Raw genomic sequence first — 23,787 nt, forward strand, 5'->3', positions numbered from 1 at the left:
CTAAAAAACACCTGCTGCCTTAAGGTAATCAACCAAACTCAAAATGGCAGCAGCTCCAGTACCTAGCGCAAGTCCATAGTGAAGCTTCTTGTTTTCAGCCTTAGTCTTCGCATCATCATAGAGTGTCCCGGACATCATCGCTTGAAACAAGAATTCAGCCGGAACCGGCACTCGTTTTAGGGAGCCAAAGATCAATAATATGATGATTGGGATGAATACAAGAATATGAATCGAAAACTTCAATGTATGTTCTTTTGGCAGCTTCATAGACCCTCAATCAGTTGAGCATAGGTCTCAAATTGCCAATAAAGGGCCAACGCCAAATCCAATTTATTAGGTTTGACGTCACTGCAACACCAGGTTTTCTTATTTTTAAGATCGAATTCCAGTAAACTAAAAGTCGAAAGAGGGGGATTTACTCCAGGTAGTTGCTTTTCAAAGCGGACAGCTTTTCCGGGGTCAGTGAGAATTCCACGGCGAAGTAGCGCTCAAGGCTGCCGTAGCGTTGGTGAATGGCGTCCAGGGCTGAGCCCAGGAAGTGCTCTTTCACTGACATCAAATAGTGCAGATTCTCAAGGCCTTTGCTGGAAAGTTTGGATTCAACTTTATTTAAGACCTGTTCACGGAACGGCTGCAAGGTTTGTTCTGTGCGCAGATAGTCTTCAAGAACAGCTTCACGCGAAACTCCCAAAGACAACAATGTCAGTGCAGAACCTACACCCGTGCGATCTTTGCCGACAGCACAATGCTGAACCAGTGCGCCTTTTTCCAGAGGCTGCACGCGTTCAAACAATCTTTGATAGGAACGATTGGCGAACGGCAGTTGTTTGTACAGAGTTTCCATAAAATCGCTGGGAACCACGCGCAGATTTTCATCCGCCCAGAAATCGTGGTTGTCATTTTTCACAGCGTGAGAATCCGGATTCGCCGGATGACATTCATAGACAGCGCCGTTCCAGACAACGTCCTTATCGGCAGCGGATTCCTTCAGATCACGGTAATCATGGATCTCTGTAACACCGAGGGCTTCGAGCTGAGCACAGTCTGCAGCCGTCAAACGAGACAGGGAGCCGGAACGATATAGACGGTTTTTTTTAACCCGTCTGCCGTCCGTTGTCAGATACCCACCCATGTCCCTGAAATTGATTCCGCCCTGAAGTTTCATTCCACACCTTTCCGTAAGAACCCATGATAACACGAAGCGCGTTTATTTCATTTTCAATTAGGTCCTTGGCCCGGCGCTTTTTGGGAATCTTGTTGAATTGGCGCATCAAAAATGGAAATTTGCGTCGCATGAAAGCCAAATTCGCATTCGTTTTTGCCCTGTTCCTGGGTCTTCAGGCCAACGCTGCCTGGGATCTGAATGACGTCTCTTATCTGATGCCGTTGCCAGCCCGTTTTGGCGACGACAATCTGATGGGTATCACCACTCCCGGCCGCGGCGGCCCGCTGCTGAACCCGGCCTTCATGGGCACGATTCCCCCACTGACTCCGGTGATGAGTGAAAACGACGTGGCCACATCCCTGCGCGTGATCGCCGTGCGCATCGACCCGTGCTTCCCCCTGCCAACCCCACAGTCCTGCCAAAAACAAATCCGCTTGGTGTGGCAACCGCTGGAACCAGGTTTCCGCAACCGCGTACAGACGGTCGATGCTGCCCTTCACAGTTTTTATGTGCTGACCGACGCCGAATTTGATTCCCTGACAAAAGATCTGATGGCGTGGAAAACCCGCAACAAAGTAGAAACCAAAGGTCTGCCATTGCAGGTTCATCCCGCATGGGCCGTACAAGCCGACAAATCCCCAGCGTTGTTAGAGTTCAACCACATCGTGCGCAAATACGCAGGCCCTGCAAATCTAACCCGCATCACTGCAATGGTGGTCCGAGGCGCCGGCGACATGTGGTCCTTCCAGGGCTTTGAAGTGCGCAATGGTCAGTTAAAATTGATGAAGATCCCACGCGTAGACAGATCAGCCCAAGCCTTCGTCAACTTCGCAGTCCCATCAGACCACTTCGAACGCGGCCTGATTTCCCCCGAAGCCACCGGAGAAGATTCATTCAATAAAGTCATCGGCAATTCCGCCCGCATGAAAGCAGGCAACGAAGACCTGCTCAGAAAAGAACTGCGCGCCATTCACCGCGCCGAAAACCCCCACAGCTTCAACCCAGAAAACATGGACTGCGCCAGTTGCCACGTAGCCCAGCCCGCAAGAGTATGGCTGGAAAGAAACCGCACAGATCTAAACCTGGAAAGTCTGTGGAACACCCACGCCTACAAAAACCCAGCTTATGATTTAACAAACGTAAGCCCCGACCAAAAAAACACCCAAATCATCCGAGCCTTCGGCTATTTCCTGGAAAACCCAGCCATCAGCCAACGAGTCATCAACGAATCCGCCGAAGTAGCCACAACCCTCAATCAAATCCTAAAATAGCTCTGCACGAGCGCAGGCTCCCCAAAGCGGCGCGCGATAGCGCCAGCCCTCCCCAAAAGCGGCGCCCACAGGGCCAGCCAAAACCCACCCACCCACCAAAACGCAAAAAACCAACCACCTGGAACGGCGGTTGGTCAAAAGGGTTCAAGCGCAAGGCGGAGGGTCCTACCGCAGCGGAGGCGTGCTCCAAGCACGTCGGAGCGAGGACAGGGCCCGACAACGCAGTCGATTGGGCCCTTTTCACCAACCGCAGCTTACTTAATGCATGAGTAGTAAACTTCGTAATTCCCCTGTGGCAGCATTTGGTCGAATACCAGGTTCAGTCCTTCCATCTTGCGAGTGCCATCATATACCTGCCCATCTTTCAGAACCAGGATCGATCTCATCGCATCCACAACTGGCGCACAAGACAAGGTGATTGACTTCAAAGTCTTGCGTACACCTTCGGCGATACCCTGAACTTGAGCCGCATAATCAGATGCACACACGTCCCCGATCACACCACCGGTCAGTTTGGAAATCTGTTCATAGCGGAATCCGGCCGAATAACCTTCACCCTTCAAACACGCCTGATCGTCAGGACGAGCAATGATGGAATGGAAGCTCATGGCTTTCTGGGAACCGAAGCTGTCAGCCACGAACTTCACAAAGTTCGCAGGATCGTTCTTCGCACCATTGGCAGATTCATCTTCGTCTGAAATCACCACAACAGCCAGTTGAGAATCATTACGGATGAAGTTCGCGTTACCACCAGAAGCACTCATGGAACGTTCTATCGCGCGGTAAGCAGCGAAGATACCTTGCTCACTGCCGGAGCCTGTTTCGCTTCTTTGCAGAGTGTTGCTCAAGGTGTTGCGGGCGTCGGTGTCGTTCATGGAGGAAGTCAGAATATACTGGCCGGGCTTGTTATACAAAGGCACCAAGCGACCGTCACCCAGGGTCTTATGCACAGGATCTGTTGTTGTCACAGCGATCTGCCAGTCAAGGCCCTTCACCACATCCAGGAAGTTACGAACACGGGACGCCATGCTTTTTTGCTCGTATTCCATAGAGCCCGAGTTGTCGATCACGAACAGAATATCCACTTTCTGGTATTCGTTCACCTTCACGTTGTTCACCATCTGTTTGTACATGGAGGAAACTTTGAAAGAGATGGATTTTTCAGAAGCATGACCCAGTTTGTCGGTCGCTGAAACTTTCAGGGTGTAATCGCCACCGGCAAGCTTCGGCAGAACGATCTTGTTCTGACCGGCAGCACACGCTTTGGTGGAAGAACCCATAGCACAAGTCACAGAAGCCACACCGGCACCCGCATCAGTCACCGTGAAGATCAGCTCAACATCAGTGCCTTCTTCAACCGGAGCAGATGGATACTTTGCAAACACAATGTCAGGACCGATCTGGTCGATATAGATACGGCGAACATAGCAGGAGCTGGTGCGACCATCATGATCGCGGAACTGCACGCTCAAAGGAACATTCTGATTGGTCTTGGAACTGACCATAGTGCCGGAGTCCGCATAGTCCACCCAGCTACCACCACCGCAGGATTCATTTTCAGAAATCTTGGTATAAGCAGTATGGAAAGGAGGATAAAAATCAAGGCTGAGGCTTGTGGAAGCTGTCAACACAGCACCTTTGTTGATATCAAAACCTTCGGGTTCTGATGGAGCTGGCACACTGCCACCATTATCACCACCAGTACTGCCGCCTTCTGAGCTGCCGCCACCGTTAGAGCCGCCACCTGAGCCTGTTTCCGGCTCAGTGATGACACTGAAGTCACCGTTGTTGAGGTCTTGCTTCACCTCAGTGCCACCGCCGTTGTCCAGACATCCTGTCAGAGCAATTGCTGCTATCAATGTGCCCATCAGTCCTAGATTCTTCATACCCTCTCCCTGCTTCTTTGTGTTCCTGAAACCATTTTGGGGGCATGTTCTGTGGCTTTTCAAACGAATCTCATTTTGAAATTTTTGTGACTAGTGCGTTTACACCTCGAATGAAATTGCTGTCCAAAGGTTGCACACTGCCCTTTGAATTGGACCTTTGAAGAGAAAGAATGACTTGGACCTAAATCGGTGGCACAAACAAAATATGGCTGATCTGATTTTTCAGGATTGGGGACTTATCAACTATGATGAGGCTCTGAAAAAACAAAATGACCTGGTGGAAAAGGTGAACACGGAAGACCTTCCGGGCTTTCTGGTGTTCTGCACACATCCTCCGGTGGTGACTGTGGGCCGCGCCACTCAGGCCGAAGATGTCTTTGCCTGGCAGGGCCCGCTGGTGGAAGTCACTCGTGGAGGCCGCGCCACTTATCACGGTCCCAGCCAGGTTGTGATCTATCCAATTTTGAATCTGGCCCACACCCGCAAGGGCCGCAAGGACCGCGAGATCAACCCTTACTTGAAAGTGTTTGAAGACGCCATTGTCGACGTACTGAAAACCTATGGCCTGTCGGGTATCGAGGCGCGCTCTTCATCGAAAAGCAGCTTTAACCGCACGGATGCCGATGACACTGGAGTGTGGGTGAAGGATCACAAGATTGCCTCTGTCGGCGTGGGTGTGCGCAAATGGGTGGCCTTCCACGGAGCCGCCATCAATCTGACCCATGATGAAAAAGCCTTCCAAGGGCTTCGCCCCTGCGGCTTCCCACCGGAAGTGATGATCAGCCTTGAACAGTTGCTAAAGACCCCGGTCGACGTAAACGAATTCAAAGAAAAGCTGAAACGCCGGCTGCTGGAAGTTCTCTAAATCCAAAAAAACAAAAGGAGCCTTGCGGCTCCTTTATTTTTTTCCCCTTAAGTCAGGAACTATTTCTTTTTCGCGATCAGGTGATCTACGGACCAGCGCCCTGCCCCGTGCAACACAAAGAACAAACCTGTGAACAAATACAGCAGGCCCATTTCCTTTTGGCCAAACGGATCAGCAGCATGCACACCAAACACTGCCACGACCATGGTGAACACCATGAAGGCCGCAGCTGGACGGGTCAGCAGGCCCAAGGCAAGCAGGATACCGCCGGCAAATTCAGCCAAGCCCGCACACCATGCGAACAGCTCCGGCGCCGGGAAACCCATAGAACGCACGCCTTCCACCAGCATTTCTGGAGGTGGAATTTTCCCCAAACCATGAGAAAACGCCATCGTCAGACCAATAAACACGCGCAGCATGGTCAACGCAAAATCGTCCATCTTGGTGTTGAAGTTTCGAGGTGCAATCAGTTTACTTAAAAGAGTTTTCATCGTTGAATCCTTTCGTTGATGTTCATTCTATGACGCAGCAGGGGACAAAAAAAAGAACCAGGAACCTTTTATCGGAGTTCTGGGGCGGAGGCGCGGAATTTTTTTAAGATTGGCATAATCAGGGCTCTACGGCTCAACTCAGAAGAGGTCACTGATTCAAATAGATCCACCAGATGTTCTGTAGATGCCGTGGTGATATCGCCATCGTGAAAGGCCATGGACCATTCACCGAACAGACGTTCATCACCGTTGGTTTCAATCAGAACTTTGACGGAATAGTTGCGATCATCGTCGCGAATTGCAGAAAGCACCTTACGAACTGCATCCTCAGCGCCTTCCAAAAGCTGCAGAAAAAATCCATCTCGGAAAATCAGCAGACCGGTAATGCCCAGTCGGGCATTATTCCGGCGTGAGACTTCAAGGATCTCACGGATGTCCGTGTAACTTAGATCCTCGGCCGCCTTGCTGAAGTAGACCAGGTGGAAGACTCCACTCATATGCCGGCGGGGCCCGTCGTGGACATCATGATAACAGCGTCACCTTTAACTACCACGTCGCCATTAGCTTTCGCCACATTGGTCTCAACCGTCGCGATGCCTTTTTCTTTTCTCAAACCCGTGATTTTGATGGTGATAACAATTGTATCATCAACGAACACCGGGTTTACGAATTTCATATTTTGAGCAAGGTAAATACCACCCTGACCGATACCATCAACAAGCGCTCTGGAAATCAGAGCGCCAACGATCATACCGTGGGCAATACGGCGACCAAAACGGGTTTTTGATGCGTATTCATCATTCAAATGAATTGGATTGTGATCTCCGGAAAGCTCCGCAAATTGCTGGATCATTTTGTCCGTCACTTGCACAGTTACCTTTGCTTCAAATCCTACATCAATCACTTCAGCCATGAAAAAACTCCTAAAAACCTACAAGATATTTGCTGCCAGCTCGGCCAGCTCAGATCTTTCACCTTTGGTCAGAGTCACATGGGCCGCAATTGGATGGCCTTTGAATCTCTCTACCGCATAGGTCAAACCGCTGTTCGCGGAATCCACGTAGGGATTATCGATCTGATAGACGTCGCCCGTAAGGACAACCTTCGTCCCTCGACCGGCACGCGTAACAATTGTCTTGATCTCGTGCGGAGTCAAGTTTTGTGCTTCGTCGACGATCAGGTACTGCTTCGGAATGCTGCGACCGCGAATGTAAGTCAGAGGCTCAATATTCAACATCCCCTGATTGATCAATTCTTGCGCACGACCGGCAGCTTTTTTGTCCGCACCCATCAAAAACTCTACGTTATCGAAGATAGGTTGCATCCAAGGATTCAATTTCTGCTCGATGTCACCAGGCAGGTAACCGATATCGCGTCCCATAGGGAAAATCGGACGGGAAACCAGCAAACGCTGGAACTGCCCCTGATCCAAAGTTTTATGAAGACCCGCAGCAATCGCCATCAATGTTTTACCCGTACCGGCTTTGCCCACCAGGGAAACAAACATGATTTCATCGTTCAGCAAACAGTCCAATGCGAAGGCTTGCTCGACATTTCGAGCATGAATACCCCAGATGGAATCAGCGGCCTGCATCAAAGGAACGATGGCTTTATCCGCCAGGCTGTAACGACCGATCGCAGAATGATTCGGGTTTCCCGCATCTTTCATGATCACGTACTGATTGCCGTAAAGCTTAATATCCGTGATGAAGCGCTTTTCGCGATAGAAGGCATCAATCTGCTCCGGAGACACCATGATCTCCTGATAACCTTCGTAAAGATCATCACGATTGATGTCGTTGGCATCATAGTCATTGGCAACAACGCCGTAAACGTCGGCCTTGATACGCAGGTTGATGTCTTTGGTGATCAACTCAACTTTGTAGCGCGGGTGCTGCTTCTGCAAAGCCAGAGCGGTGTTCAGGATGCGGTTGTCCGCCTTCTGATGATCCAGCTCTGACGGCATACCTGCCAGCATCAGATCCGTATTGATGTAAACCATGGTTTCGGAGTTGTCGATCTGAACACCACTGGCCAAAGAGCCCTTGGAGCGCAGGACGTCGATAAAACGGCTGAACTGACGCGCATTTCGACCGTTTTCACCCTGGTCACGTTTGAACTTGTCGACTTCCTCGATAACAGAGATAGGAATATGAACATCGGCCTCACCGAATCTCAGGATCGCCTGGGAGTCGAAAAGGATCACGTTCGTATCGACAACAATTTTTCTGCGCTTAGCTTTGCTCAATGGACACCCTCCGTAGTTATAGTCCATGCGATCTGCCCGCTTGTTAGCTGCAGATACTCCACAGCTAAATTGCAACAAATCGCAGGACCAAAGTCCACGCAAAACGGCGTCCCAAAAAATAAAAAGACCCGGCGAAAAAATCACCGGGCCTTTGCAACTTACAAAATGTCAGGACAATTTATGAAATGTGAGAAACAAGAACATCGCCGGAATCTGTTTTCAGACTGGCACTGACGTTTTCAATGAACTTCACAAAGTGATGAAGCGCTACATCATTCATCGTGCCTTTGACAAAACCAGCACCATGGCGAACAACGCCCTCATCTTCGATAGCACGGCTGTTGGACACAGTGATCGTGAATGGGAAGTACGTGGAGTGATTCAAATACACTCGCATCGCCACTTCGTCACCAGCCACAAAACCGCCTTCAGCCAGCTCCAGATCGAAAGCCAAACCGTTTTCAGAAATGTCGTAAAGTGCGGCCTTCAAAAGGCCCTTCTCAGGAAGTACGACAAAAGCTCCCACAAACTCAGTTAAAATTGTTCTTTTTACGTCACGACGGTCACGGCTCAAAATTTCCTGGCGGGCCTCTGTAATGTCGAGGACTTCCGCGCGGACCTCAATTTCCTTGTTTTCCAAAGAATTCTGAGATCTTAGACGTGGCGTAATATCGAGAACTTTCCCCATTTTTCCCCCTGTTGACTCATTTCTTATCGGCAGAATGTGTTTCAACTTTAGCCGTCTTGCCCAAAGGTCCAGTTTCGGCTTAAAATGAGACAATGGCAGTCCTTAGGGCGATTCTCTGCAGTTTTATGTTCCATTTTTTGGTTATCGTGGGCCTGATCTGGCTTGCGCCCAAATTGCAATTGCCCGAGCCGGACGTAATCGAAGTCACACTTTCAGAAGAACAAAAAATCTTCAACGCCCTGAAACCCAAAGATCGCTCGGTCGTGCGCCAGGCCGTGGTGCCGGAAAAGATGAAACTGCCCGAGGATGAAACTCTGGCGCGCTTCCTGTCCGAACAAAAACAGCGCGTGAAGGAAGAAACCCAGGCTGCCCAAAACGGCATGACTCAAAATCGCAGCAACCGCGAAAGTGCGGTGAACAAACCCGAGCCGACGCCGCCCAAAATGGCTGAACAGAAAAAACAGCAGCACAACACCGAAGATGTCGACAAAGACGGCTATCGCAATGTGGATATTTCCAAAGAACTGGCCGAGATGAAGCGCTACAACGACGGCTTTTCTTCCGTCGGCGAATCCCTGCCAACGGACGTGAAAGTGGGATCCTTCACGGCACTGAACACCGACCGCTATTTGTTTTATACTTTCTATGCCCGCGTGGAAGAACTGATCCGTTACCGCTGGGAAACCCGCGTCCAGCAGGCCATCGATCAGTTCGATCGGATTGACCGGATCAACGCCGGAAACCGCAACTGGGTGACTCAGGCTGAATTTATTCTGGATCGCAACGGCAATCTGCGTTCGGCTTTGATTATGAAAAGCTCAGGAATCAAAAACTTTGATATGGCAGCGGTGAACGCTTTCAAAGAAGCCCGCATTTTCCCGAACCCACCGCAAGAGATGGTGAAAGAGGATGGCTACATTCACCTCGTGTTTTCTTTCACTGTGCGCTACAGCCCACCAGCTCTGGTGAACCGCAACTAAAGATCACGACTAAGGCTTGTCGCTCATTCCAACCCGGCCCACCATCGGCAGCTTCAATGCCGGTCGCAAGAAATCAACTCCGAAGTTCAGACCCAGCACATTCAGTTCAACACCCTCACCCAATCCCACTGTCAGCCCCAGCATCCCAAACAAGGAAAACTGCACGCCGGTCTTGGATTCACTCCAGCCGACAATGTCCGCCTGATTGATCCAGTCCTTGCCGATAGCGTGCGGAGGAAGTTCCACCTTCAGTTCCGGCACGTTGCGGATGATATGGGAAATAAAGGTGTTGCTGTTCGGGCCCGGATAAGCGCGATAGGTGTTCTTGTAGGCATAGTCCTTTGCCAGCTTGTCGATCTGGGGAATGGCGGCTTCCGCCTCGGCACCACGCAGGTCTTCGATCAGTTCGGGCTTGGCACCAAACCAGTGACGATCCGGAATGTCCGCCTCGATGCGAACAGCCTCCAAACCTCTTTTCACTCGCCACCCGATCACGTGATAGGTCATATAGTGATCCGCATCTTTGGCTTTGGTGGCAATCCAGGAGTGAACCGCGAAGTAACCACGCCAGCTGACCGTGCGGGCCGCATACACCTGCACCACGGCGCCTTTTTCTTCCTGAGGCTTGGGCGCCAGATGCGCACTGTCCCGCGTGGCCGTGCGCCAGTCTTGCGCTTGAGATTGAAACCCCAACAACATGAAAGCAATAAAAGAACCGATGAATTTCATTTCACCAGTATGGACTATTTTTTAATTCTTTGCGGGATTAAATACTGAGGTCAGCTCAGGACTTAAGCTTTGCGCGGAATGAATTTGAGCGACGCCGAATTGATGCAGTAACGCAGTCCCGTTGGCTCCGGTCCATCATCAAACACATGCCCCAAGTGGGAATTCGAAGACGACGCCCGCACCTCAATACGAGTCATGCCATGGGAGTAGTCAGCGATCTCTTTCACCACATCCGCAGAAATCGGACGCGTGAAGCTGGGCCAGCCGGAGCCGGAATCAAACTTATCGTCACTGGAAAAAAGTGGCACACCGGAAATAGCATCAACATAGATGCCGTGTTCATGATGATTCCAATACGCATTCTGGAACGGACGCTCGGTGCCGTTTTCAACCATGATGCGATATTGTTCAGGGGTCAGAATCTTTTTAAGCTCCCCTTCATCCGAGGGCAGCCCGCATTTTAAAACCTTGTCAGCCATACCTTGGTTGTACCCGGTCCAGGAGCTTTAGTCCAGAGTGTGGCCGAATTCATGTCGTTCGCCAATCAACCTTGCTACTATGTGGGAATGAAGAAGTTTTTATCCCTGACCCTACTGGCCGTTCTGATTTCGACCTCTTTGCCCGCTTATGCAATGTTTACTGAACTGGGCCTGTCCTACGGAAGAAAAACCACCACCTTCGACAAAGACAACTCTTTTGACTCTGAATCCATCACCGGCTCTCTTTCTCTTTATTTCCTAGAGCGCCTGGCTTTGGAGCTCAGCTACACCGACGCCACCGGCCTGCGTGAAGAAAAAGCCAGTCCGTCAGATGCACGCCGTACAACGACACAGAAATCCCAAATCCTGGGCGCGGATTTGATTCTGGTATTTGCTGATAAAACAGCCTTGTTCCAGCCGTACATCAAAGGTGGCGGCGCCCAGATCAGCCGTTATCAGCAGATCAAAATCGAAGGTCAGGACACCTACACTATCGAACCTGAATCCGTCACTGTTCCCAGCTATGGCGTGGGTTTGAAAATCAAAGTCACCGAGTCTCTGGGTATCAAACTAAGCTATGACGTGTGGAAAACACCGATTGGCGATGGTCTGCAAACTGATGACAGCTCTATCCGTGCCGGCGTCACCTGGGCGCTATGAGCCTGAAACTTGGCCTGGTACTTCTTACCGCAGCCACGCTGAACAGCGGATGCCAGATGGGTTATCTGATGAAGTCCGGCTATGGACAGATGAAGCTTCTGAACAGCCGTGTCCCCGTCGACGAAGCGCTGAAAGATCCAAATCTGGATGAAGGCAAAAAGAAAAAGCTGCTGCTGGCGCAGGAAGCCCGCTCTTTTGCTGAAACCGAACTGCATCTGAAACCCACCAAAAACTACACTTCCTACGTCGAACTGGGCCGCCCCTATGTCACCTACGTGGTCAGCGCGGCACCAAAGTGGGAACTGAAGCACCATCAGTGGTCTTACCCATTCATGGGCAAGATGCCCTACAAGGGCTACTTCAATGAAGGCGATGCCAAGGAAGAGGAAAAAGCCCTGCAAAAGGACAACCTCGACACTTACATGCGCGGTGTTTCGGCCTATAGCACTCTGGGCTGGTTCAATGATCCGATTTTAAGTTCGATGCTTCGGTATGATGATTATGACCTTGTGAACACCATCATTCACGAAACCGTGCACGCCACTTTGTATATTAAAAATTCCGCGGACTTCAATGAGCGCCTGGCCACCTTTCTGGGCAATAAAGGTGCGGAACTATTCTATTTGAAAAAAGAAGGCACAGACTCTCCGACGCTGAAGCTGATTCAGTCAGAAAATGACGACAGCAAAGTGTTTTCGAAATTCATTTCCGCAGAGCTGGATGCGCTGGAAAAATGGTACAAAGACCTTCCGGCAAACGAAAGATCTGAAGAAAAACGTGCGCAGAGAATTCAGCAGATTCAGAGCAAATTCGCCTCAGAAATCGCGCCGCAGCTGAAGACAGACAGCTACAAAAAATTCGCTGAAGCGAAGCTCAACAACGCTCGTCTGCTGGTGTATCGCACCTACATGCAAGACCTCAGTGACTTTGAAAAGCTGTACGAACTAAGGGATCGCAACTATTTTTCCTTCATAGAAGCCTGTCGCGGGCTTGAAAAAGCCAAGGATCCGTCCGCAGAACTCAAAAAAATGCTGCCTCCCCCATAAGGGTTAAACCTTCAAAAACAGGGCATTCCCACTGCCTTTTGTTTACGTGGAAATTCACCGTTCATTGATGACAGCCCTGTAACACTCCCGTAAGTGTGTGAATAGGTGATCAAATTCCTGTTATAAAAACCAACCTGCAACATCAAAAAACGAACAAGATTTTTTCAGCAAAATCCGCCTACTCCATTTGGGTGATGTGAACCTTTGAAACCTTTGAAGAATTCTTTACACGCGCACTGTGTCTCCCCTAGCGGAACCCGAGGAAACCGACTAAAACTCGCTCACTTTTAAAAAAACACTGTCGGGAAGCAACAGAACGTAACAGGACCCTGACAAGTCACAAAGAAACCGGAGACAACATGAAATTGAAGTTCCTTGGTGCTGCCCTTGTAGCACTGGCAATGTCCCTTACTGTCCACGCTGATGAATTTGACGGTGGCAGTCCCGACTACGATCCACGTCCAAACCCACATTACACAGAAGCAGAGATCCAAAGAAAAATTGAAAACGAAATGGCAGTGGCTTGCAGAGGCAACCTTTGCTCTATCGTAGGAACTGATGGTCACGGCGAAGGCTGGACAGTGAGCTTCCAGGTTGGCTATGGCGACAACCCAAACAGCGGCGGCAACAACTTCTACATCGGTGACAGCAAGAATTCCACGAACAACGGTGGTGACTACTACGCAGGTATCACTGTGACTTACAAAAACTACTCTTGTAACTCCACACTGCGCGTGACTCCTTCTGTTTATCGTTTCGTGAACACTTACATGTACAACATGGTGAACGCAGACGGTTCCACAAAGCGTAACTTCTCCCCGGCAGACCAAACTGTGATTCTGTTCTACACAACCATGTTGAACAAAGTCGATAACTGCAAAGCACTGAACTAAACCCGGCTAACGAAACACAGAGGACTCATGCACAAATTCATTCTAGGAACCTTACTGATTGCCTTCACCCTGCCGGTTCTAAGCCGCGCGGAAGTGCCTGCACATCAGACAAGCCTCCTGAGTCCTCTGAAATTCACCAACCGCGCTCAGTGCGCGCTGGATTCTGAAAAACCGACGTCTTCAATCATGATCATGATTGATGGATACAACGCCGGGAAAACTGCGAACTCGGTTGCCAAACTGCGCGGCCTGAACACAGAGGAATACAGCAACAAAGCGATGAAGGAATTCCGTCTTTCTGTCGCTTACATGACCCTGAATATCATGAACAAAATGATTCGTGGGCAGCTTCCGGTGCTGCCTATGAATCTGAAAACTGCAAATCTTCCGAAGTATTTGCAGGTCAACCGCAGCTGCGAAGCCAGCGGCGGAAACTGCTCTGAGCTGAACGATTACCTTTCTCAAATCTGGGCCCGCGCAGGTAAACGCGCCGATCTGCTGGCCTTTGACAGCTTCACTCAGGCAAACTTCCCATTGCATGCCTCCAAAGACCGTCTGGGCTGCTATTACATCAAGAAATTCTCGGCACTGCAGGGACACCTGCAAAATCCGGAGGTCAATCAGGCCAATCTTCAGGATATCGCCCTGGCGTACCTGAATGAAGCAGACTATATCACCGGCTGCTTTAATGCCGACGACAAACTGAACAACCGCTTCGTGACTTTACAGATCGACTGGGAAACCAACCCGAACTCGTTGGCGCAACAAGGTTTCGATTTCTGGAACAGTTTGAAAATCTATCTTTCCTGGGCCTGGAGACACACTAACGAAGTCGAGCAACTCAGCCCGTCTTTCGGTCGCATCTTCCGCTCCATTGCTCTTGAAGAGTCCATCATGTTCACACCAAACGGTTGCAAGAGCATGACGAAACCTTCCTGTGACAGCGAATATCTTTCCTCCAACAGCATCCGTGAACTGGCTAAAATCAGCGGCCCGACACCTGAACACTTCGACACTGTCCCTGTGGGCACCGAAGCTGAAATGCTGGAAAAAGGCGTTCGCGGCGTGAACAATGACTTCCTCGGCACCCAGTCCTTCGACAGCGCTCAGGAGTGGCTGGCAAACTTCCGCAAAAATGTTGTTCAGTCCCGTGCCCTGATGAAAACCAAGTATCAGGCTGCCATCACAAATCTGAACCTGCTGCAGGATCAGCTGGGGGCGGCGGTGCTAAGCACCGTGGTTTCCAAAGACATCAGCACTCATCGTGGCAACGAAGCCATGATGAATGAACTGTACTACATGTGTACGGAGATCCGCCTGGCTGGTGACGAGACGCTGGACTTCCTGAAGTCTGACATTGACCGTATCGCTCAACTTAAAAACATGACACAGATGCAGTACTCGGACCGCCGCTCTTTGCAGGAGCACGTGAATTTCTTCAACGCGGTTTCATCCCAGGTTCTGCCATTCTGTAACGAGCTTGAAAAACAGAACTACTGGAACAAGTCCGGCTACACCGTGAACAAATCCGGCTTCGCCCCATGGGCCAAAGAGATGATGCAGCTTCAGGCCAATCCGGAAGAAGCCAAATTCATCCCGACAGCGTTCAACAGTCAGCCTTTGCTGTCCTGGAACAACCAGTCTGTGGCAGGTGCCCAGGCGATCTGCTACAGTTCTGTGGACTGCACCCGCCTGATGGTGAAAAGCATGGTGGATCTGTATGCGGTTTCCACTTATGCCGACGCCTTGGTGCCACTGGCAGGCAAAACCTCGGATCCGAATCTGTTCAATCCTTATTCTGAACTTAAAACCTGCAAAATGTACGATCCTTGGTTCCAGACCCAGCGCATGAACAAGGTGCTGATGGTCGACCTGGCGAACACGGCGCTGTTTGGCTGGAATATCCTGCCAATTTATGTGGATGTGAACTTCACAGCACCCAAAGTGGCTTCTTTCAACCAACTGGTGAAAGACGGGAAAATCAAGTTCGATCCACGCGTGGAAAAATCCAAAATGCAAACCTCTTTGGTTGCGGACTTCGGTCCTTTGCTGGGTGCTCCTTGCGCGGTTTCCCTGAACAACAACGGCATCAAGAACTATAATTTCTATTCCTTCTCGGGTCTGACTGTGAATTATTGTGATTCCAAGCAGTCCAACGAAGTGGTTTCCAACAATCCAAGTGACTTCGCGACAGGCACCAAAACGGCACGTTCATTCTGCGGCGGCTGTACCTTGAACTTCACGGCGGTGGCCGCGGCTTCCAGCTCCACTTTCGGCATCGTGAATCCTGCGAAATTCGTGGTTTATCTGTTCAGAACATTCCAGAAGTACTTCTCTGCCAAAAAAGACAAGGTGAATATCCCGAAGTCCTGGGAAGTGAATGCCGCTTACGCAGCTGAAGTTTACAAAAAATACGGCCAGATCCCGACCCACTGCGTGGATCAGCTAAGCAAAGGCCTGAAATGCTTCCGAGACAGCTGTGCCGCAAAAGCCGCCGATGTCTTTGAGAAAGCCTATAACACCAAGGTCAACGAAGTTTACATCCGCGAGGACGATGACAGCCAGTGGCCACCCTCTGACACCAAAGAAGCCTGGATCAAATCAGACCTGTGCAAAGGCGAAGCGGTCATTCGCTTCACCTGCAACGAGCGCAAAGTTGAAAACTTCAGAACACATTCCATGTACGGATTCCACAAATCCTGCAGAAGAGCGATGGGGAAATAATGAAATCAATGTTGCTGTCCCTGCTTTTGATTGTGAATGCGCAAGCGGCCTTTGCCTGGTCGGTTGAGTCCACGGTGGGAGCCGGCTCGCGTGGTGAGTTCCAGGATACCGTCACACTTTACTGCCGCCCGGACGAAACCCTGTGCCAGGAAGTGTGCAAAAATCAGAATTCCTGCTGGAAAGAGCAGGAGCTTTGCTTCAACTGCCTGGGGACGACCAACCCGATCCTGCGCACAGTGTTTACTGAAATCGACCGCCTGTACCGCAACAGCCAGCGTGTTCTGCCGGAGGCGGAGGTGGCCAAGGTGTTCACAAAAGATCATATCTTTGTGGCTGCCAAGAGCATCTATAACTTCTACTCCGCCATCGACAATCAGGAAGTGATAGCAAGATTCCAAGGGCTGTGCCCGACTGGCACCGGCCAACCACTGATTGTCCTGGAAAAGAACAAGTTTCAGGAACCATCCCGGATCAAATTCATAGTTTGCGAAGGGACCGGCCAATACAACCAGGGAATGTACGTTTTGGAGTACAACCCTCAAGTGGAAACCGGAACGAACAACGAAATTAAAGTGAACAGTAAACCTTAAAAACAGAACGTTAGATCAAAAGGAGAAAACAATGACTAACTTGATGAAATTTGCAGCAGTAGCTATGCTATTGATCTCTGCACAAAGCGCGAACGCAATCTCTTTGCGTTTCAAATTCAAAACCTTCAGCTCTGGTCCAGACATCTACGCTTGTAATGCTGGTTTGAAGCACAATGCATCCGCTCACAAAGCGTGCTACTTCGAAGACACTCAGATCGCTTGTACTGCTGGTACTTGTACTGATGCTACCTGCCACACTCGTTGCGTTTGTACTAACGACAACGGTGGTGAGTACCTGATGGACTACATGAAAGGTCAATACAGCTCTTGGAACACTGGTGATTCCAAATGGAACACAAACTGGACAGCGACTACTCGTCAAGCTGGTCAGGGTTCTTTCGCAACATTGGTTAACCACGAAGACGCTTTCGCCAACCGTATCAAAGAACTGAGCTTCAACCTTGGTTCCGAGCTTTACGGCGCTGAATACTTCGTTGATATCTGCTACCGTGGCCCTCAGATTGAATACTGGGAAGACAACGTAGTTGCTAACTTCAGCCTGTTGGCTCAAGTTTCTGCAACTGACTTCGTTGCTACTGGCGTTAACCCAGGCGACAACAACCCAGACGGTCCAGGTTTCAACCACGGTCGTGATGGTTTGAACATGACTCCAAACATCAAGTACACGACTTTGTCTGGCTTGACTGTTGAGTCTTACACTGTGTGCGACCTTCAAGGTATGAACACATTCAAATACGCTCGCAACAACGCTAACCAGTACAACATGCTGGATAACGAAGCGAAGTTCTCTGACTGGAATGCTCCACAAAATGGTGGTGGTGACTTCTTCACTGGCACTAACCAAGCTACTTCTGTTGGCGCGGCTAAAGACCTTTACAACACATGGATCAACCAAAACACAAAAACTCCACGCTTCTGCCGTGTACGCTATGTGTTCAAAGAGACAAACCATGCTGCTGCCATCAAAAACTTGAGAAAATGGCAACGTCACGGTGCTGAAATGTGTACTTACACTAAAATTGAAGAAGGCGCTGCGAACTAATCGCCTCCTCTTTGGTCTCTGAAAGGATCGGTCTTATGAAATTCAAAAATCTTACGGTTCTGATCCTTTCAGGGGTTGTATTTATGCTGGCAGGCGAAGCTTTCGCCTGCCGCGCTTCTCGCGATATGAAACACAATTTTGCGGTGAACTTTGAATCCAACCCGCCGATCCGTATTTACGGCGATGGCGAAGGTTCCACGATTCTTCCGCAAATGATCGACAAGTGCACTGAAAGTGCCGGCAGCTTCCTGATGCTTTCCAAAGGCGTCTATATGCCGAGTGATGTTTCTGACGTGGCCGATATTTCCCTTGATGGTGACCTACCGGACGAAAATATCTGCAAAATCGAAAATGCGATTTTCAGCAAACCGATGGATCACAATCAAAAGAAATCTCTGGTTAAAAGACAGCACAAGTTCCTGCAGCAATGCGCCTTTGTGACTGTGGCCGAAGTCAATGGCCGCCCTCTTCGCTATAAGTCCGACCAGGAATACTGCAAAACCACCCCGCAGGGTGCCAGCATGGTTCAAATGGAAGGCGAATACTGTTTCCTGACCATCAACCCAAGCTACAATCTTTCCATCACGATGGGTTTGAAGCCTGAGTGCGCAACCCAGGAAAAAATGAAAGAACTGGGTCTTGAGTTCGGAGACATCGAAGCGGCTTTGAATTCTTATGTTGCAGGTGACGATTCAGGTCTAAGCCCTGACGTAACTGCCATCGGTTCATCCCGTTACCGTTTCACCTTGCAGGCTCCGGCCGGCATGATGGAATTGAGCGAAGATGTGGGAATGGAAGCTCCGCGCTTCCCGACCACTTACAATGCGGAATTCAACATGGGCGACCTTCAGTTCCGCCAAGCCGGTGAAGAGCGCGTGGACCTGAACATGTATCTGTCTGTGGATAACAGACAGCCATTGTTCTGCAACCAGGCGGGCCTTTGCACTGCCCCGTCCGCTTACAACATTCCCGTGGCTGCTGAAGTTGAAGTCTTTAAAGTCGGCTCGCAAAAATCCGTTTTCGTCGACGGTTGGACCAGCGGTGGAACTATTCAGGGCAACTGGCAGGGTCTGATGCGCTTCCCGCAACAGAGCATCGATGGTCTGAACTTCGTCAAAGGTGAACGCTATAAAGTTGTGGTCACCATGATCGACCCGTTTGAGGATTTCTATATCTACCTGAACCAGGCTGAGCAGTTCCTGATCGACCTTAAAGCCGCTACCGGCGTTGCGGGGCTTGATCAGATCCAGTCCATCCAGCCACTGGCCGATCTGCTGGGCCTGCCTCGTTTGGCCGGTTTGCCGCATATTTCTTCCGGTGATCTGAATTCAGACCTGGATATGTCTTTGAGCTATTTCAAAAAGCTGGGTTCCACCCGTTTGTGGCCGACTTATTATGAGCGCCTGTGCGATCCAAGTCATGGCCAGTGTTACCTTTCCGGAAAACAGAAATTCTGGAACCGTTTTTCTGCTGAGTTCACAGTGGGTGACAAGGGCAACGGCGGCATCTTTGACCTGACCGATATCCGCGTGATCAAAGAATCTCCAGCCGGAGTGGTGATGAACAAAAAGGTTCAGACACTGCCTCGTTACAGATGCGAGCCGTAAACATGAAAGCACTTCTGGCGATCTTACTTACAGTATTCTCCATTCAGGCCTTCGCTGGTGTGGACGTGTCTGTTTCATCCAGTTCTGACGACATCTTCGTCTGCAACGTGACTCGCACAGCGTGGCCTCAAAACCCGACGCCAGGTTCATTCGCTGGCAGCCTGGACTACGTGGATCTGAACTCCCCGGCGAATTCCCCGTGGCGCAACCGCAGTGTGGGTCTGGCATTCGATGACAGCACAAACAAAGTGTTTTCTTTCGGCAATCAGTGGCTGTCCCGTATCACCCGTCTGAACATGTCTTTTTCCTATGAAACCATGGGCGTGGGATACAAAGTTCACGTCTGCTATCTGGGGCCTTTGTATCAATGCAAAGGCAATAATGGCAATGGCGGCGGTCATGGCTACGGAAACTGCAAAAACAATGGCAACAACGGCAATGGAAATGGTAACGGCAACAGCAATGAGGACGATCTCAGCGAGAGAATCTATTCATTGGCGGCCAACGTCCGAAATTCTGCCAATACCTACACGGCGGCAGCAAATCTGTACTACCGCGTGACAACTTCCTGTGATTTGCGCTCCAGCAAGCTGGATGCTCGTCAGGAAAATCAAGTCGGCCCCGGCGACAGCATGCAAGTTGATTATTCTTACACCACGAACTGGGCGGCCTTTGACGGCACCTTCCGTGACAATGTGATGGTACTAAACGCCAACTGGCCACAGCGTGTTCCGAAGTTTTGCGAAGTGGTTTTCGAATTCAAAGAAGCCTCTGCAGCACCTCGCTCAAATGTGCTGACTGATAACGAAATCGAACTCGCCGTCGATATCTTCTAGGTGTGAACGTGAAGGCGCTGTTGTTTGCTCTGATAATGTCAACCGGGCTGATGGCCCAAGCTGCGGTCTGGAGTTCCCAGAACGTGTGGTCTCAGGCTCAGGAAGACCGCTATTCCCTATGGGTGGTTGAAAACTTCAAGGCCGACATATTCTCAAACCCTAAGAACCCTTGGTATGGAATTTCCACAGACTGCGCCGATGCAGTCTATGCGGCCCGTATTATCTTTGCCTATGAAAACTCTTTGCCGGTGGCCTTCACGAATATTGAAAACATGAAGCGCAGCCTGACCAACTCCATGACCAACTGGGATCGCCTGCCTGAAAAAGACCGCGTTCGCAAATTCATCCAGTTGGTTTCAGATCTGACCAGCACCCAAACGCTGGGCCATGACACGGCTCCAGTGGCAATCAAACGTGAATATGTGCGCCCTGGTGCGATCTTCCTGAATCCAACCCTGACACCGGAAGAAGAAAACATCGTCGGCACCCGTGGTGGACATGCCGAAATGATCATCGATGTGAATGAAAACGGTTTCATCCGCTCACTGTATTCCACAACACCTTCCAAGGTGCGTGAATTGATCACTACTCGCAATCCATACACTTGGCCAATCAGTCGTCTGGGTGGATTCCGTATCTGGAAAACATCAGCTTCACCTGCGCCGAACAATCAGCAGTTTGAAATGGCTGGATGGACTTCTTATGGTCGTCCCACCCGTAAGCAAATTTACCAATGGCACGAAGGCATCAGAAAAGAACTGCGCCTGCGCCCGCCGACAATCGACGAGCGTATTGATGTGGTCGTGGAAAGCATCTGCAACCTGTGGCAAGGCCGCGTGGACGCTGTGAATGCCGCGTGGAAGGCCGTGCGTGATGCCGGAGGCCGTTGCCCGTCTGCAGGCCTTTTGGATGAACACTCCACCAACCGTCGCGATGCCCGCCTGCGCGAAGCCTATGGGCAATTGAACGATCTGATGCACTGGCGCAAGAACAACTATGACGTGCCTGGTGCGATTGGTGACATCAAGGACGCCAAAGAGGTTCTGATAGCTTGTCATGTAATGACGGGCTTTGCCGCCAACAACGCCTGGGAATTGTTTTTAAAAATGATCGACGGCCATCTGGTCGCCGATGCCCGCTGGAGCCCGGCAGTCCGCTGGGGTGAAACATCCCGCTATGGAGGTCAGCAATGTCGCTAGTGACAAGTGCTTTGGTTATGGCTTGTGTGGTTTATGGTCCGGCTCAATCCCGCGACAATGTGAACAACTACAAGATCCTGCAACCGCTGCAGATCCAGGATGGTCGCATCACCACATTGGCCCGCAACCAGGTTTCTCAGTTTGAAAGTTATGATTTCAAAATTGAACAATACAATCTGGATCAGTGCCCGAACTCCATCATCGCCCGCGATTCCAAAGGCCGCTATGCTGCCGTCAAGGGAATGTACCGCGCCAACGACGGCACCTCTCAAGGGGTGTTTGTCTTTGATGATGGCAATGACGAGCGCTTCAAGGCGCTGATCCATTGCCCTTACCAGTTTCAGCCCTGTGACTCTGGAATTGATGTCATTTCCGGTTGGGAGATATTCTAAACGAAAAAAGCCGTCTTAATGACGGCTTTTTTGTTATTTCGCTGGTTATTTTTCTTCGATCAGTTTTGGAGAAGGTAAAGGCTTGGCGGTCTTCCCGGGAGTGACTTCAGGATTCGCCAGCATGGTTTTAATCCGGTTGGTCAGATCCTGCTTGATCAACAGATACTGCACCATGCGCTCAGGTCCCAACAGGGGCTTGAGCTTGTCGAACTCCTCTTCATTCATTCGACCATAGCTTTGCAGGGACTTGCGATAGCGGGTCAGCTCTTCATCTTTGGATTTTGCCGTGGTGGCCTTGTTCATTTTTTCGACAGAGGCCTGCAGCTCCTGGCTGAACTGGGCTTTGCGTTTATTGATGTCACGGACAATTTCAGTGAATTTCTTTTCGTCAGAAGTGTTCAGCTTCAGCTCATCACTCATCTTCCAGATCAGAAGCTCTTCCAGCTGATTGCGTTTCTCCGCAGCCACAGCCACGGAGAAAGCCGAATTTAGACATAATAGGATTATTGGGAACAGAGTCTTCAGCAGCACGTTGTCTCACCCGAGTCAGGGTGATTAGCGTCCGCTTTCACCCATGATTTTATTGAATTTATCTACAGATAAATTTTCGAATGATTCGCGAGCTACGTCCATAAAAAAGTCAGATTCGCTCTGCGTGCTGATCAAGGTCTGGGAAATCTCCTCTGGGGACAAAAGGGCCTCAGAGACAATGCGCTCATGCCCGTCGCTCAGAAGCCCGGCTCTGGTCATCGACTGGTTTACTTTTGACACCTGCGGCATCAAAAGAACAGCGAAGGCCATCAGCGAAGCTACGCCGCTGACGGGATAAAGCCATCCTCGCCAGTGAGAGCGAAGCAGATTCCGCGGCGTCATCAATACCGGAGCCGGTTTGATTTCCACGGTTTCCACCTCTGCCATGATTTTATCATGCAAACGATCGAAGAAATCATCGTTCATGGGCAGTTCCATATCGTCGGCGGCTTTAAGGCCTTTGCGCACTTTATCCATGCGATCCATACGGTCCACGTTGTCCATCGATTCTTATCCTTCTGCTTCCGCAAATCTTTGGTTAACCTCGAGGAAGAAGCCACCTACTTCTTCCGTCCAGTTCTTCAATTCAGCCTGTTGTTCGAATGTCTGACGAAGTTTCATCAGAGCATGTCTGTAGTTCGCCTTCGCTGTATCGTATGGGCACTCCATAATATCAGCGATCTCGTTAAAGCTCAGGTCCTCGTACACACGAAGAACCAGGGCTGTTTTCTGCTTGAACGGCAGCTTCTCTACTTCATTTTTAAGTATGTCAGAAACCGCCGTATGGACGAGTGTAGTTTCGGCCTCCGCATCTACAGCCAATTGCACATCGTCGATATCCACGGTGTCGCGTTTCCACTCACGCAGCTTGTTGCGTGCCGTGTTCACGGCGATCTGGAACAACCAGCTTTTGAAAGAAGAACGACCTTCGAAGGTGTTCAGCTTTTCGTAAGCCTTGATGAACGCTTCTTGCGTCACGTCCTCAGCTGTGTCCATGTCCTTTACGAACCGCAAACTCATACGCAGCACACTTCTCTGATGTCGTTTCACGAGTTCGGAAAAAGAACGTCTGTCGCCAGACTTCACTTTTTCTACCAGTTCAAGATCCGTTACGTTTAGATCTCTCTCCATACTTTGACTCGTTTCTGTCTAAATTCGGTTAACGTTCTGAATTTTTTTCCCGAAAGAGCCATTCTGCTCCCCCCAGCACCCGGTAAATTCGCCCCCAAACCCGCGATGCCTACACTCTTTCACTAATGCAACGATGATGCCTGATTTTGAAGAGTCAAAGTGGCCCTAAATATATGAAACAACTTAGGAATTACGCATTTTGTTATGACACCCATAATCATTTCTTATGGATCAAAACCTGTACTAAGTTTTAAGCAGAGCTGACGGAAGGCAGCAGTTTTATGTCTATATATAGAGGGACTGTAAAGTTGGC

At 50.2% G+C, this 23,787-nt stretch carries 26 protein-coding genes; 13 read left to right on the plus strand and 13 right to left on the minus strand.

Translation table 11 applies throughout. The features are described 5' to 3' along the window. Together ACNQKP_RS00485 and ACNQKP_RS00490 are read right to left on the minus strand one after the other, a co-directional pair. The gene (locus tag ACNQKP_RS00485; RefSeq protein ID WP_417862099.1) at window positions 1-267 is read right to left on the minus strand and encodes a hypothetical protein; all 267 of its coding nucleotides are present in this window, start codon (window positions 265-267) and stop codon (window positions 1-3) included. A 148-nt stretch (window positions 268-415) separates the two neighbouring features. Continuing rightward, window positions 416-1,165 carry a tyrosine-protein phosphatase gene (locus ACNQKP_RS00490; protein ID WP_417862100.1) on the minus strand — a complete coding sequence of 250 codons (750 nt, stop codon included), beginning with the start codon at window positions 1,163-1,165 and terminating at the stop codon, window positions 416-418. A gap of 128 nt (window positions 1,166-1,293) precedes the next feature. Between ACNQKP_RS00490 and ACNQKP_RS00495 the strand changes: the two genes are divergently transcribed. After that, the gene (locus tag ACNQKP_RS00495) at window positions 1,294-2,436 is read left to right on the plus strand and encodes a hypothetical protein (protein ID WP_417862101.1); all 1,143 of its coding nucleotides are present in this window, start codon (window positions 1,294-1,296) and stop codon (window positions 2,434-2,436) included. 254 nt (window positions 2,437-2,690) lie between these two features. Here ACNQKP_RS00495 and ACNQKP_RS00500 read toward each other — a convergent pair whose 3' ends face one another. After that, the gene (locus ACNQKP_RS00500; RefSeq protein ID WP_417862102.1) at window positions 2,691-4,322 is read right to left on the minus strand and encodes a hypothetical protein; all 1,632 of its coding nucleotides are present in this window, start codon (window positions 4,320-4,322) and stop codon (window positions 2,691-2,693) included. A gap of 205 nt (window positions 4,323-4,527) precedes the next feature. On the opposite strand from ACNQKP_RS00500, the gene lipB reads away from it, so the two are divergent. Continuing rightward, on the plus strand, window positions 4,528-5,187 hold the full coding sequence (lipB, locus tag ACNQKP_RS00505) for a lipoyl(octanoyl) transferase LipB (protein WP_417862103.1): 660 nt from the start codon (window positions 4,528-4,530) through the stop codon (window positions 5,185-5,187). Window positions 5,188-5,246: 59 nt separating this feature from the next. Here the strand turns inward: lipB and ACNQKP_RS00510 are convergent, their stop codons facing one another. From ACNQKP_RS00510 to ACNQKP_RS00530, 5 genes are all read right to left on the minus strand, one after another. Next, a complete protein-coding gene (locus ACNQKP_RS00510) occupies window positions 5,247-5,678 on the minus strand; it encodes a DoxX family protein (protein WP_417862105.1) in 432 nt (143 codons plus the stop codon). 68 nt (window positions 5,679-5,746) lie between these two features. Next, window positions 5,747-6,175 carry a BLUF domain-containing protein gene (locus ACNQKP_RS00515; RefSeq protein ID WP_417862107.1) on the minus strand — a complete coding sequence of 143 codons (429 nt, stop codon included), beginning with the start codon at window positions 6,173-6,175 and terminating at the stop codon, window positions 5,747-5,749. Continuing rightward, window positions 6,172-6,591: a MaoC family dehydratase gene (locus tag ACNQKP_RS00520; RefSeq protein WP_417862109.1), complete on the minus strand. Its 420-nt coding sequence runs from the start codon at window positions 6,589-6,591 to the stop codon at window positions 6,172-6,174. The genes ACNQKP_RS00515 and ACNQKP_RS00520 overlap by 4 nt, the downstream gene beginning before the upstream one ends. A gap of 18 nt (window positions 6,592-6,609) precedes the next feature. Continuing rightward, window positions 6,610-7,953 (minus strand): PhoH family protein, encoded by a 1,344-nt coding sequence (locus ACNQKP_RS00525; RefSeq protein WP_417862111.1) that lies wholly within the window; start codon window positions 7,951-7,953, stop codon window positions 6,610-6,612. Between the two features lie 151 nt (window positions 7,954-8,104). Beyond that, complete coding sequence (locus ACNQKP_RS00530; RefSeq protein WP_417862113.1) at window positions 8,105-8,614, minus strand: PilZ domain-containing protein; 510 nt, start codon at window positions 8,612-8,614, stop codon at window positions 8,105-8,107. A 92-nt stretch (window positions 8,615-8,706) separates the two neighbouring features. On the opposite strand from ACNQKP_RS00530, the gene ACNQKP_RS00535 reads away from it, so the two are divergent. Next, window positions 8,707-9,594, plus strand: a complete 888-nt coding sequence (locus tag ACNQKP_RS00535) for an energy transducer TonB family protein (protein ID WP_417862115.1) — start codon at window positions 8,707-8,709, stop codon at window positions 9,592-9,594. Window positions 9,595-9,603: 9 nt separating this feature from the next. On the opposite strand, the gene ACNQKP_RS00540 is transcribed toward ACNQKP_RS00535, so the two are convergent. Further along, window positions 9,604-10,323 (minus strand): DUF3750 domain-containing protein, encoded by a 720-nt coding sequence (locus ACNQKP_RS00540; protein ID WP_417862117.1) that lies wholly within the window; start codon window positions 10,321-10,323, stop codon window positions 9,604-9,606. A 62-nt stretch (window positions 10,324-10,385) separates the two neighbouring features. Next, complete coding sequence (gene msrB / locus ACNQKP_RS00545) at window positions 10,386-10,802, minus strand: peptide-methionine (R)-S-oxide reductase MsrB (RefSeq protein ID WP_417862119.1); 417 nt, start codon at window positions 10,800-10,802, stop codon at window positions 10,386-10,388. Window positions 10,803-10,889: 87 nt separating this feature from the next. On the opposite strand from msrB, the gene ACNQKP_RS00550 reads away from it, so the two are divergent. The 10 genes from ACNQKP_RS00550 (at window position 10,890) to ACNQKP_RS00595 (ending at window position 21,812) form a co-directional block, all read left to right on the plus strand. Next, window positions 10,890-11,462 carry an outer membrane beta-barrel protein gene (locus ACNQKP_RS00550; RefSeq protein ID WP_015089905.1) on the plus strand — a complete coding sequence of 191 codons (573 nt, stop codon included), beginning with the start codon at window positions 10,890-10,892 and terminating at the stop codon, window positions 11,460-11,462. After that, entirely contained in the window at window positions 11,459-12,508 is a 1,050-nt protein-coding gene (locus ACNQKP_RS00555; protein WP_417862122.1) for an aminopeptidase, read from the plus strand. Before ACNQKP_RS00550 ends, ACNQKP_RS00555 begins: the two co-directional genes overlap by 4 nt. Before the next feature lie 359 nt (window positions 12,509-12,867). Continuing rightward, window positions 12,868-13,401: a hypothetical protein gene (locus tag ACNQKP_RS00560; protein ID WP_011163312.1), complete on the plus strand. Its 534-nt coding sequence runs from the start codon at window positions 12,868-12,870 to the stop codon at window positions 13,399-13,401. Window positions 13,402-13,428: 27 nt separating this feature from the next. Beyond that, window positions 13,429-16,125, plus strand: a complete 2,697-nt coding sequence (locus ACNQKP_RS00565) for a hypothetical protein (RefSeq protein ID WP_417862124.1) — start codon at window positions 13,429-13,431, stop codon at window positions 16,123-16,125. Beyond that, window positions 16,125-16,715 carry a cation-transporting ATPase gene (locus ACNQKP_RS00570; RefSeq protein ID WP_417862126.1) on the plus strand — a complete coding sequence of 197 codons (591 nt, stop codon included), beginning with the start codon at window positions 16,125-16,127 and terminating at the stop codon, window positions 16,713-16,715. Before ACNQKP_RS00565 ends, ACNQKP_RS00570 begins: the two co-directional genes overlap by 1 nt. A gap of 31 nt (window positions 16,716-16,746) precedes the next feature. Next, on the plus strand, window positions 16,747-17,778 hold the full coding sequence (locus ACNQKP_RS00575; RefSeq protein ID WP_041576974.1) for a hypothetical protein: 1,032 nt from the start codon (window positions 16,747-16,749) through the stop codon (window positions 17,776-17,778). A 35-nt stretch (window positions 17,779-17,813) separates the two neighbouring features. Continuing rightward, the gene (locus tag ACNQKP_RS00580; protein WP_417862128.1) at window positions 17,814-19,385 is read left to right on the plus strand and encodes a hypothetical protein; all 1,572 of its coding nucleotides are present in this window, start codon (window positions 17,814-17,816) and stop codon (window positions 19,383-19,385) included. A 2-nt stretch (window positions 19,386-19,387) separates the two neighbouring features. After that, window positions 19,388-20,221 carry a pilus assembly protein gene (locus ACNQKP_RS00585; RefSeq protein WP_417862129.1) on the plus strand — a complete coding sequence of 278 codons (834 nt, stop codon included), beginning with the start codon at window positions 19,388-19,390 and terminating at the stop codon, window positions 20,219-20,221. Window positions 20,222-20,256: 35 nt separating this feature from the next. Further along, the gene (locus ACNQKP_RS00590; RefSeq protein WP_417862131.1) at window positions 20,257-21,420 is read left to right on the plus strand and encodes a hypothetical protein; all 1,164 of its coding nucleotides are present in this window, start codon (window positions 20,257-20,259) and stop codon (window positions 21,418-21,420) included. Then, window positions 21,411-21,812, plus strand: coding sequence for a hypothetical protein (locus tag ACNQKP_RS00595; RefSeq protein ID WP_417862133.1), 402 nt, complete (start codon window positions 21,411-21,413; stop codon window positions 21,810-21,812). The genes ACNQKP_RS00590 and ACNQKP_RS00595 overlap by 10 nt, the downstream gene beginning before the upstream one ends. A 45-nt stretch (window positions 21,813-21,857) precedes the next feature. Here the strand turns inward: ACNQKP_RS00595 and ACNQKP_RS00600 are convergent, their stop codons facing one another. The 3 genes from ACNQKP_RS00600 to ACNQKP_RS00610 all read right to left on the minus strand — a co-directional run bounded on the left by ACNQKP_RS00600 (window position 21,858) and on the right by ACNQKP_RS00610 (window position 23,474). Beyond that, window positions 21,858-22,286, minus strand: a complete 429-nt coding sequence (locus ACNQKP_RS00600) for a hypothetical protein (RefSeq protein WP_417862134.1) — start codon at window positions 22,284-22,286, stop codon at window positions 21,858-21,860. An 81-nt stretch (window positions 22,287-22,367) separates the two neighbouring features. Continuing rightward, on the minus strand, window positions 22,368-22,847 hold the full coding sequence (locus tag ACNQKP_RS00605) for a hypothetical protein (protein WP_011163303.1): 480 nt from the start codon (window positions 22,845-22,847) through the stop codon (window positions 22,368-22,370). Between the two features lie 6 nt (window positions 22,848-22,853). Continuing rightward, a complete protein-coding gene (locus ACNQKP_RS00610) occupies window positions 22,854-23,474 on the minus strand; it encodes an RNA polymerase sigma factor (protein ID WP_011163302.1) in 621 nt (206 codons plus the stop codon). Window positions 23,475-23,787: the final 313 nt, after the last annotated feature.

It is taken from the genome of Bdellovibrio bacteriovorus (genome assembly GCF_048286975.1).
GTDB classification, from domain to species: domain Bacteria; phylum Bdellovibrionota; class Bdellovibrionia; order Bdellovibrionales; family Bdellovibrionaceae; genus Bdellovibrio; species Bdellovibrio bacteriovorus_H.

Coding starts and splice junctions, on each gene's coding strand:
- ACNQKP_RS00595 (WP_417862133.1), top strand. CDS start 21,411: ATGTCGCTAGTGACAAGTGCTTTGGTTATGGCTTGTGTGGTTTATGGT.
- ACNQKP_RS00610 (WP_011163302.1), bottom strand. CDS start 23,474: ATGGAGAGAGATCTAAACGTAACGGATCTTGAACTGGTAGAAAAAGTG.
- ACNQKP_RS00510 (WP_417862105.1), bottom strand. CDS start 5,678: ATGAAAACTCTTTTAAGTAAACTGATTGCACCTCGAAACTTCAACACC.
- ACNQKP_RS00530 (WP_417862113.1), bottom strand. CDS start 8,614: ATGGGGAAAGTTCTCGATATTACGCCACGTCTAAGATCTCAGAATTCT.
- ACNQKP_RS00565 (WP_417862124.1), top strand. CDS start 13,429: ATGCACAAATTCATTCTAGGAACCTTACTGATTGCCTTCACCCTGCCG.
- ACNQKP_RS00540 (WP_417862117.1), bottom strand. CDS start 10,323: ATGAAATTCATCGGTTCTTTTATTGCTTTCATGTTGTTGGGGTTTCAA.
- ACNQKP_RS00495 (WP_417862101.1), top strand. CDS start 1,294: ATGAAAGCCAAATTCGCATTCGTTTTTGCCCTGTTCCTGGGTCTTCAG.
- ACNQKP_RS00575 (WP_041576974.1), top strand. CDS start 16,747: ATGACTAACTTGATGAAATTTGCAGCAGTAGCTATGCTATTGATCTCT.
- ACNQKP_RS00585 (WP_417862129.1), top strand. CDS start 19,388: ATGAAAGCACTTCTGGCGATCTTACTTACAGTATTCTCCATTCAGGCC.
- ACNQKP_RS00485 (WP_417862099.1), bottom strand. CDS start 267: ATGAAGCTGCCAAAAGAACATACATTGAAGTTTTCGATTCATATTCTT.
- ACNQKP_RS00515 (WP_417862107.1), bottom strand. CDS start 6,175: ATGAGTGGAGTCTTCCACCTGGTCTACTTCAGCAAGGCGGCCGAGGAT.
- ACNQKP_RS00550 (WP_015089905.1), top strand. CDS start 10,890: ATGAAGAAGTTTTTATCCCTGACCCTACTGGCCGTTCTGATTTCGACC.
- lipB (WP_417862103.1), top strand. CDS start 4,528: ATGGCTGATCTGATTTTTCAGGATTGGGGACTTATCAACTATGATGAG.
- ACNQKP_RS00525 (WP_417862111.1), bottom strand. CDS start 7,953: ATGGACTATAACTACGGAGGGTGTCCATTGAGCAAAGCTAAGCGCAGA.
- ACNQKP_RS00555 (WP_417862122.1), top strand. CDS start 11,459: ATGAGCCTGAAACTTGGCCTGGTACTTCTTACCGCAGCCACGCTGAAC.
- ACNQKP_RS00520 (WP_417862109.1), bottom strand. CDS start 6,591: ATGGCTGAAGTGATTGATGTAGGATTTGAAGCAAAGGTAACTGTGCAA.
- ACNQKP_RS00580 (WP_417862128.1), top strand. CDS start 17,814: ATGAAATTCAAAAATCTTACGGTTCTGATCCTTTCAGGGGTTGTATTT.
- msrB (WP_417862119.1), bottom strand. CDS start 10,802: ATGGCTGACAAGGTTTTAAAATGCGGGCTGCCCTCGGATGAAGGGGAG.
- ACNQKP_RS00605 (WP_011163303.1), bottom strand. CDS start 22,847: ATGGACAACGTGGACCGTATGGATCGCATGGATAAAGTGCGCAAAGGC.
- ACNQKP_RS00500 (WP_417862102.1), bottom strand. CDS start 4,322: ATGAAGAATCTAGGACTGATGGGCACATTGATAGCAGCAATTGCTCTG.
- ACNQKP_RS00560 (WP_011163312.1), top strand. CDS start 12,868: ATGAAATTGAAGTTCCTTGGTGCTGCCCTTGTAGCACTGGCAATGTCC.
- ACNQKP_RS00535 (WP_417862115.1), top strand. CDS start 8,707: ATGGCAGTCCTTAGGGCGATTCTCTGCAGTTTTATGTTCCATTTTTTG.
- ACNQKP_RS00570 (WP_417862126.1), top strand. CDS start 16,125: ATGAAATCAATGTTGCTGTCCCTGCTTTTGATTGTGAATGCGCAAGCG.
- ACNQKP_RS00490 (WP_417862100.1), bottom strand. CDS start 1,165: ATGAAACTTCAGGGCGGAATCAATTTCAGGGACATGGGTGGGTATCTG.
- ACNQKP_RS00590 (WP_417862131.1), top strand. CDS start 20,257: ATGTCAACCGGGCTGATGGCCCAAGCTGCGGTCTGGAGTTCCCAGAAC.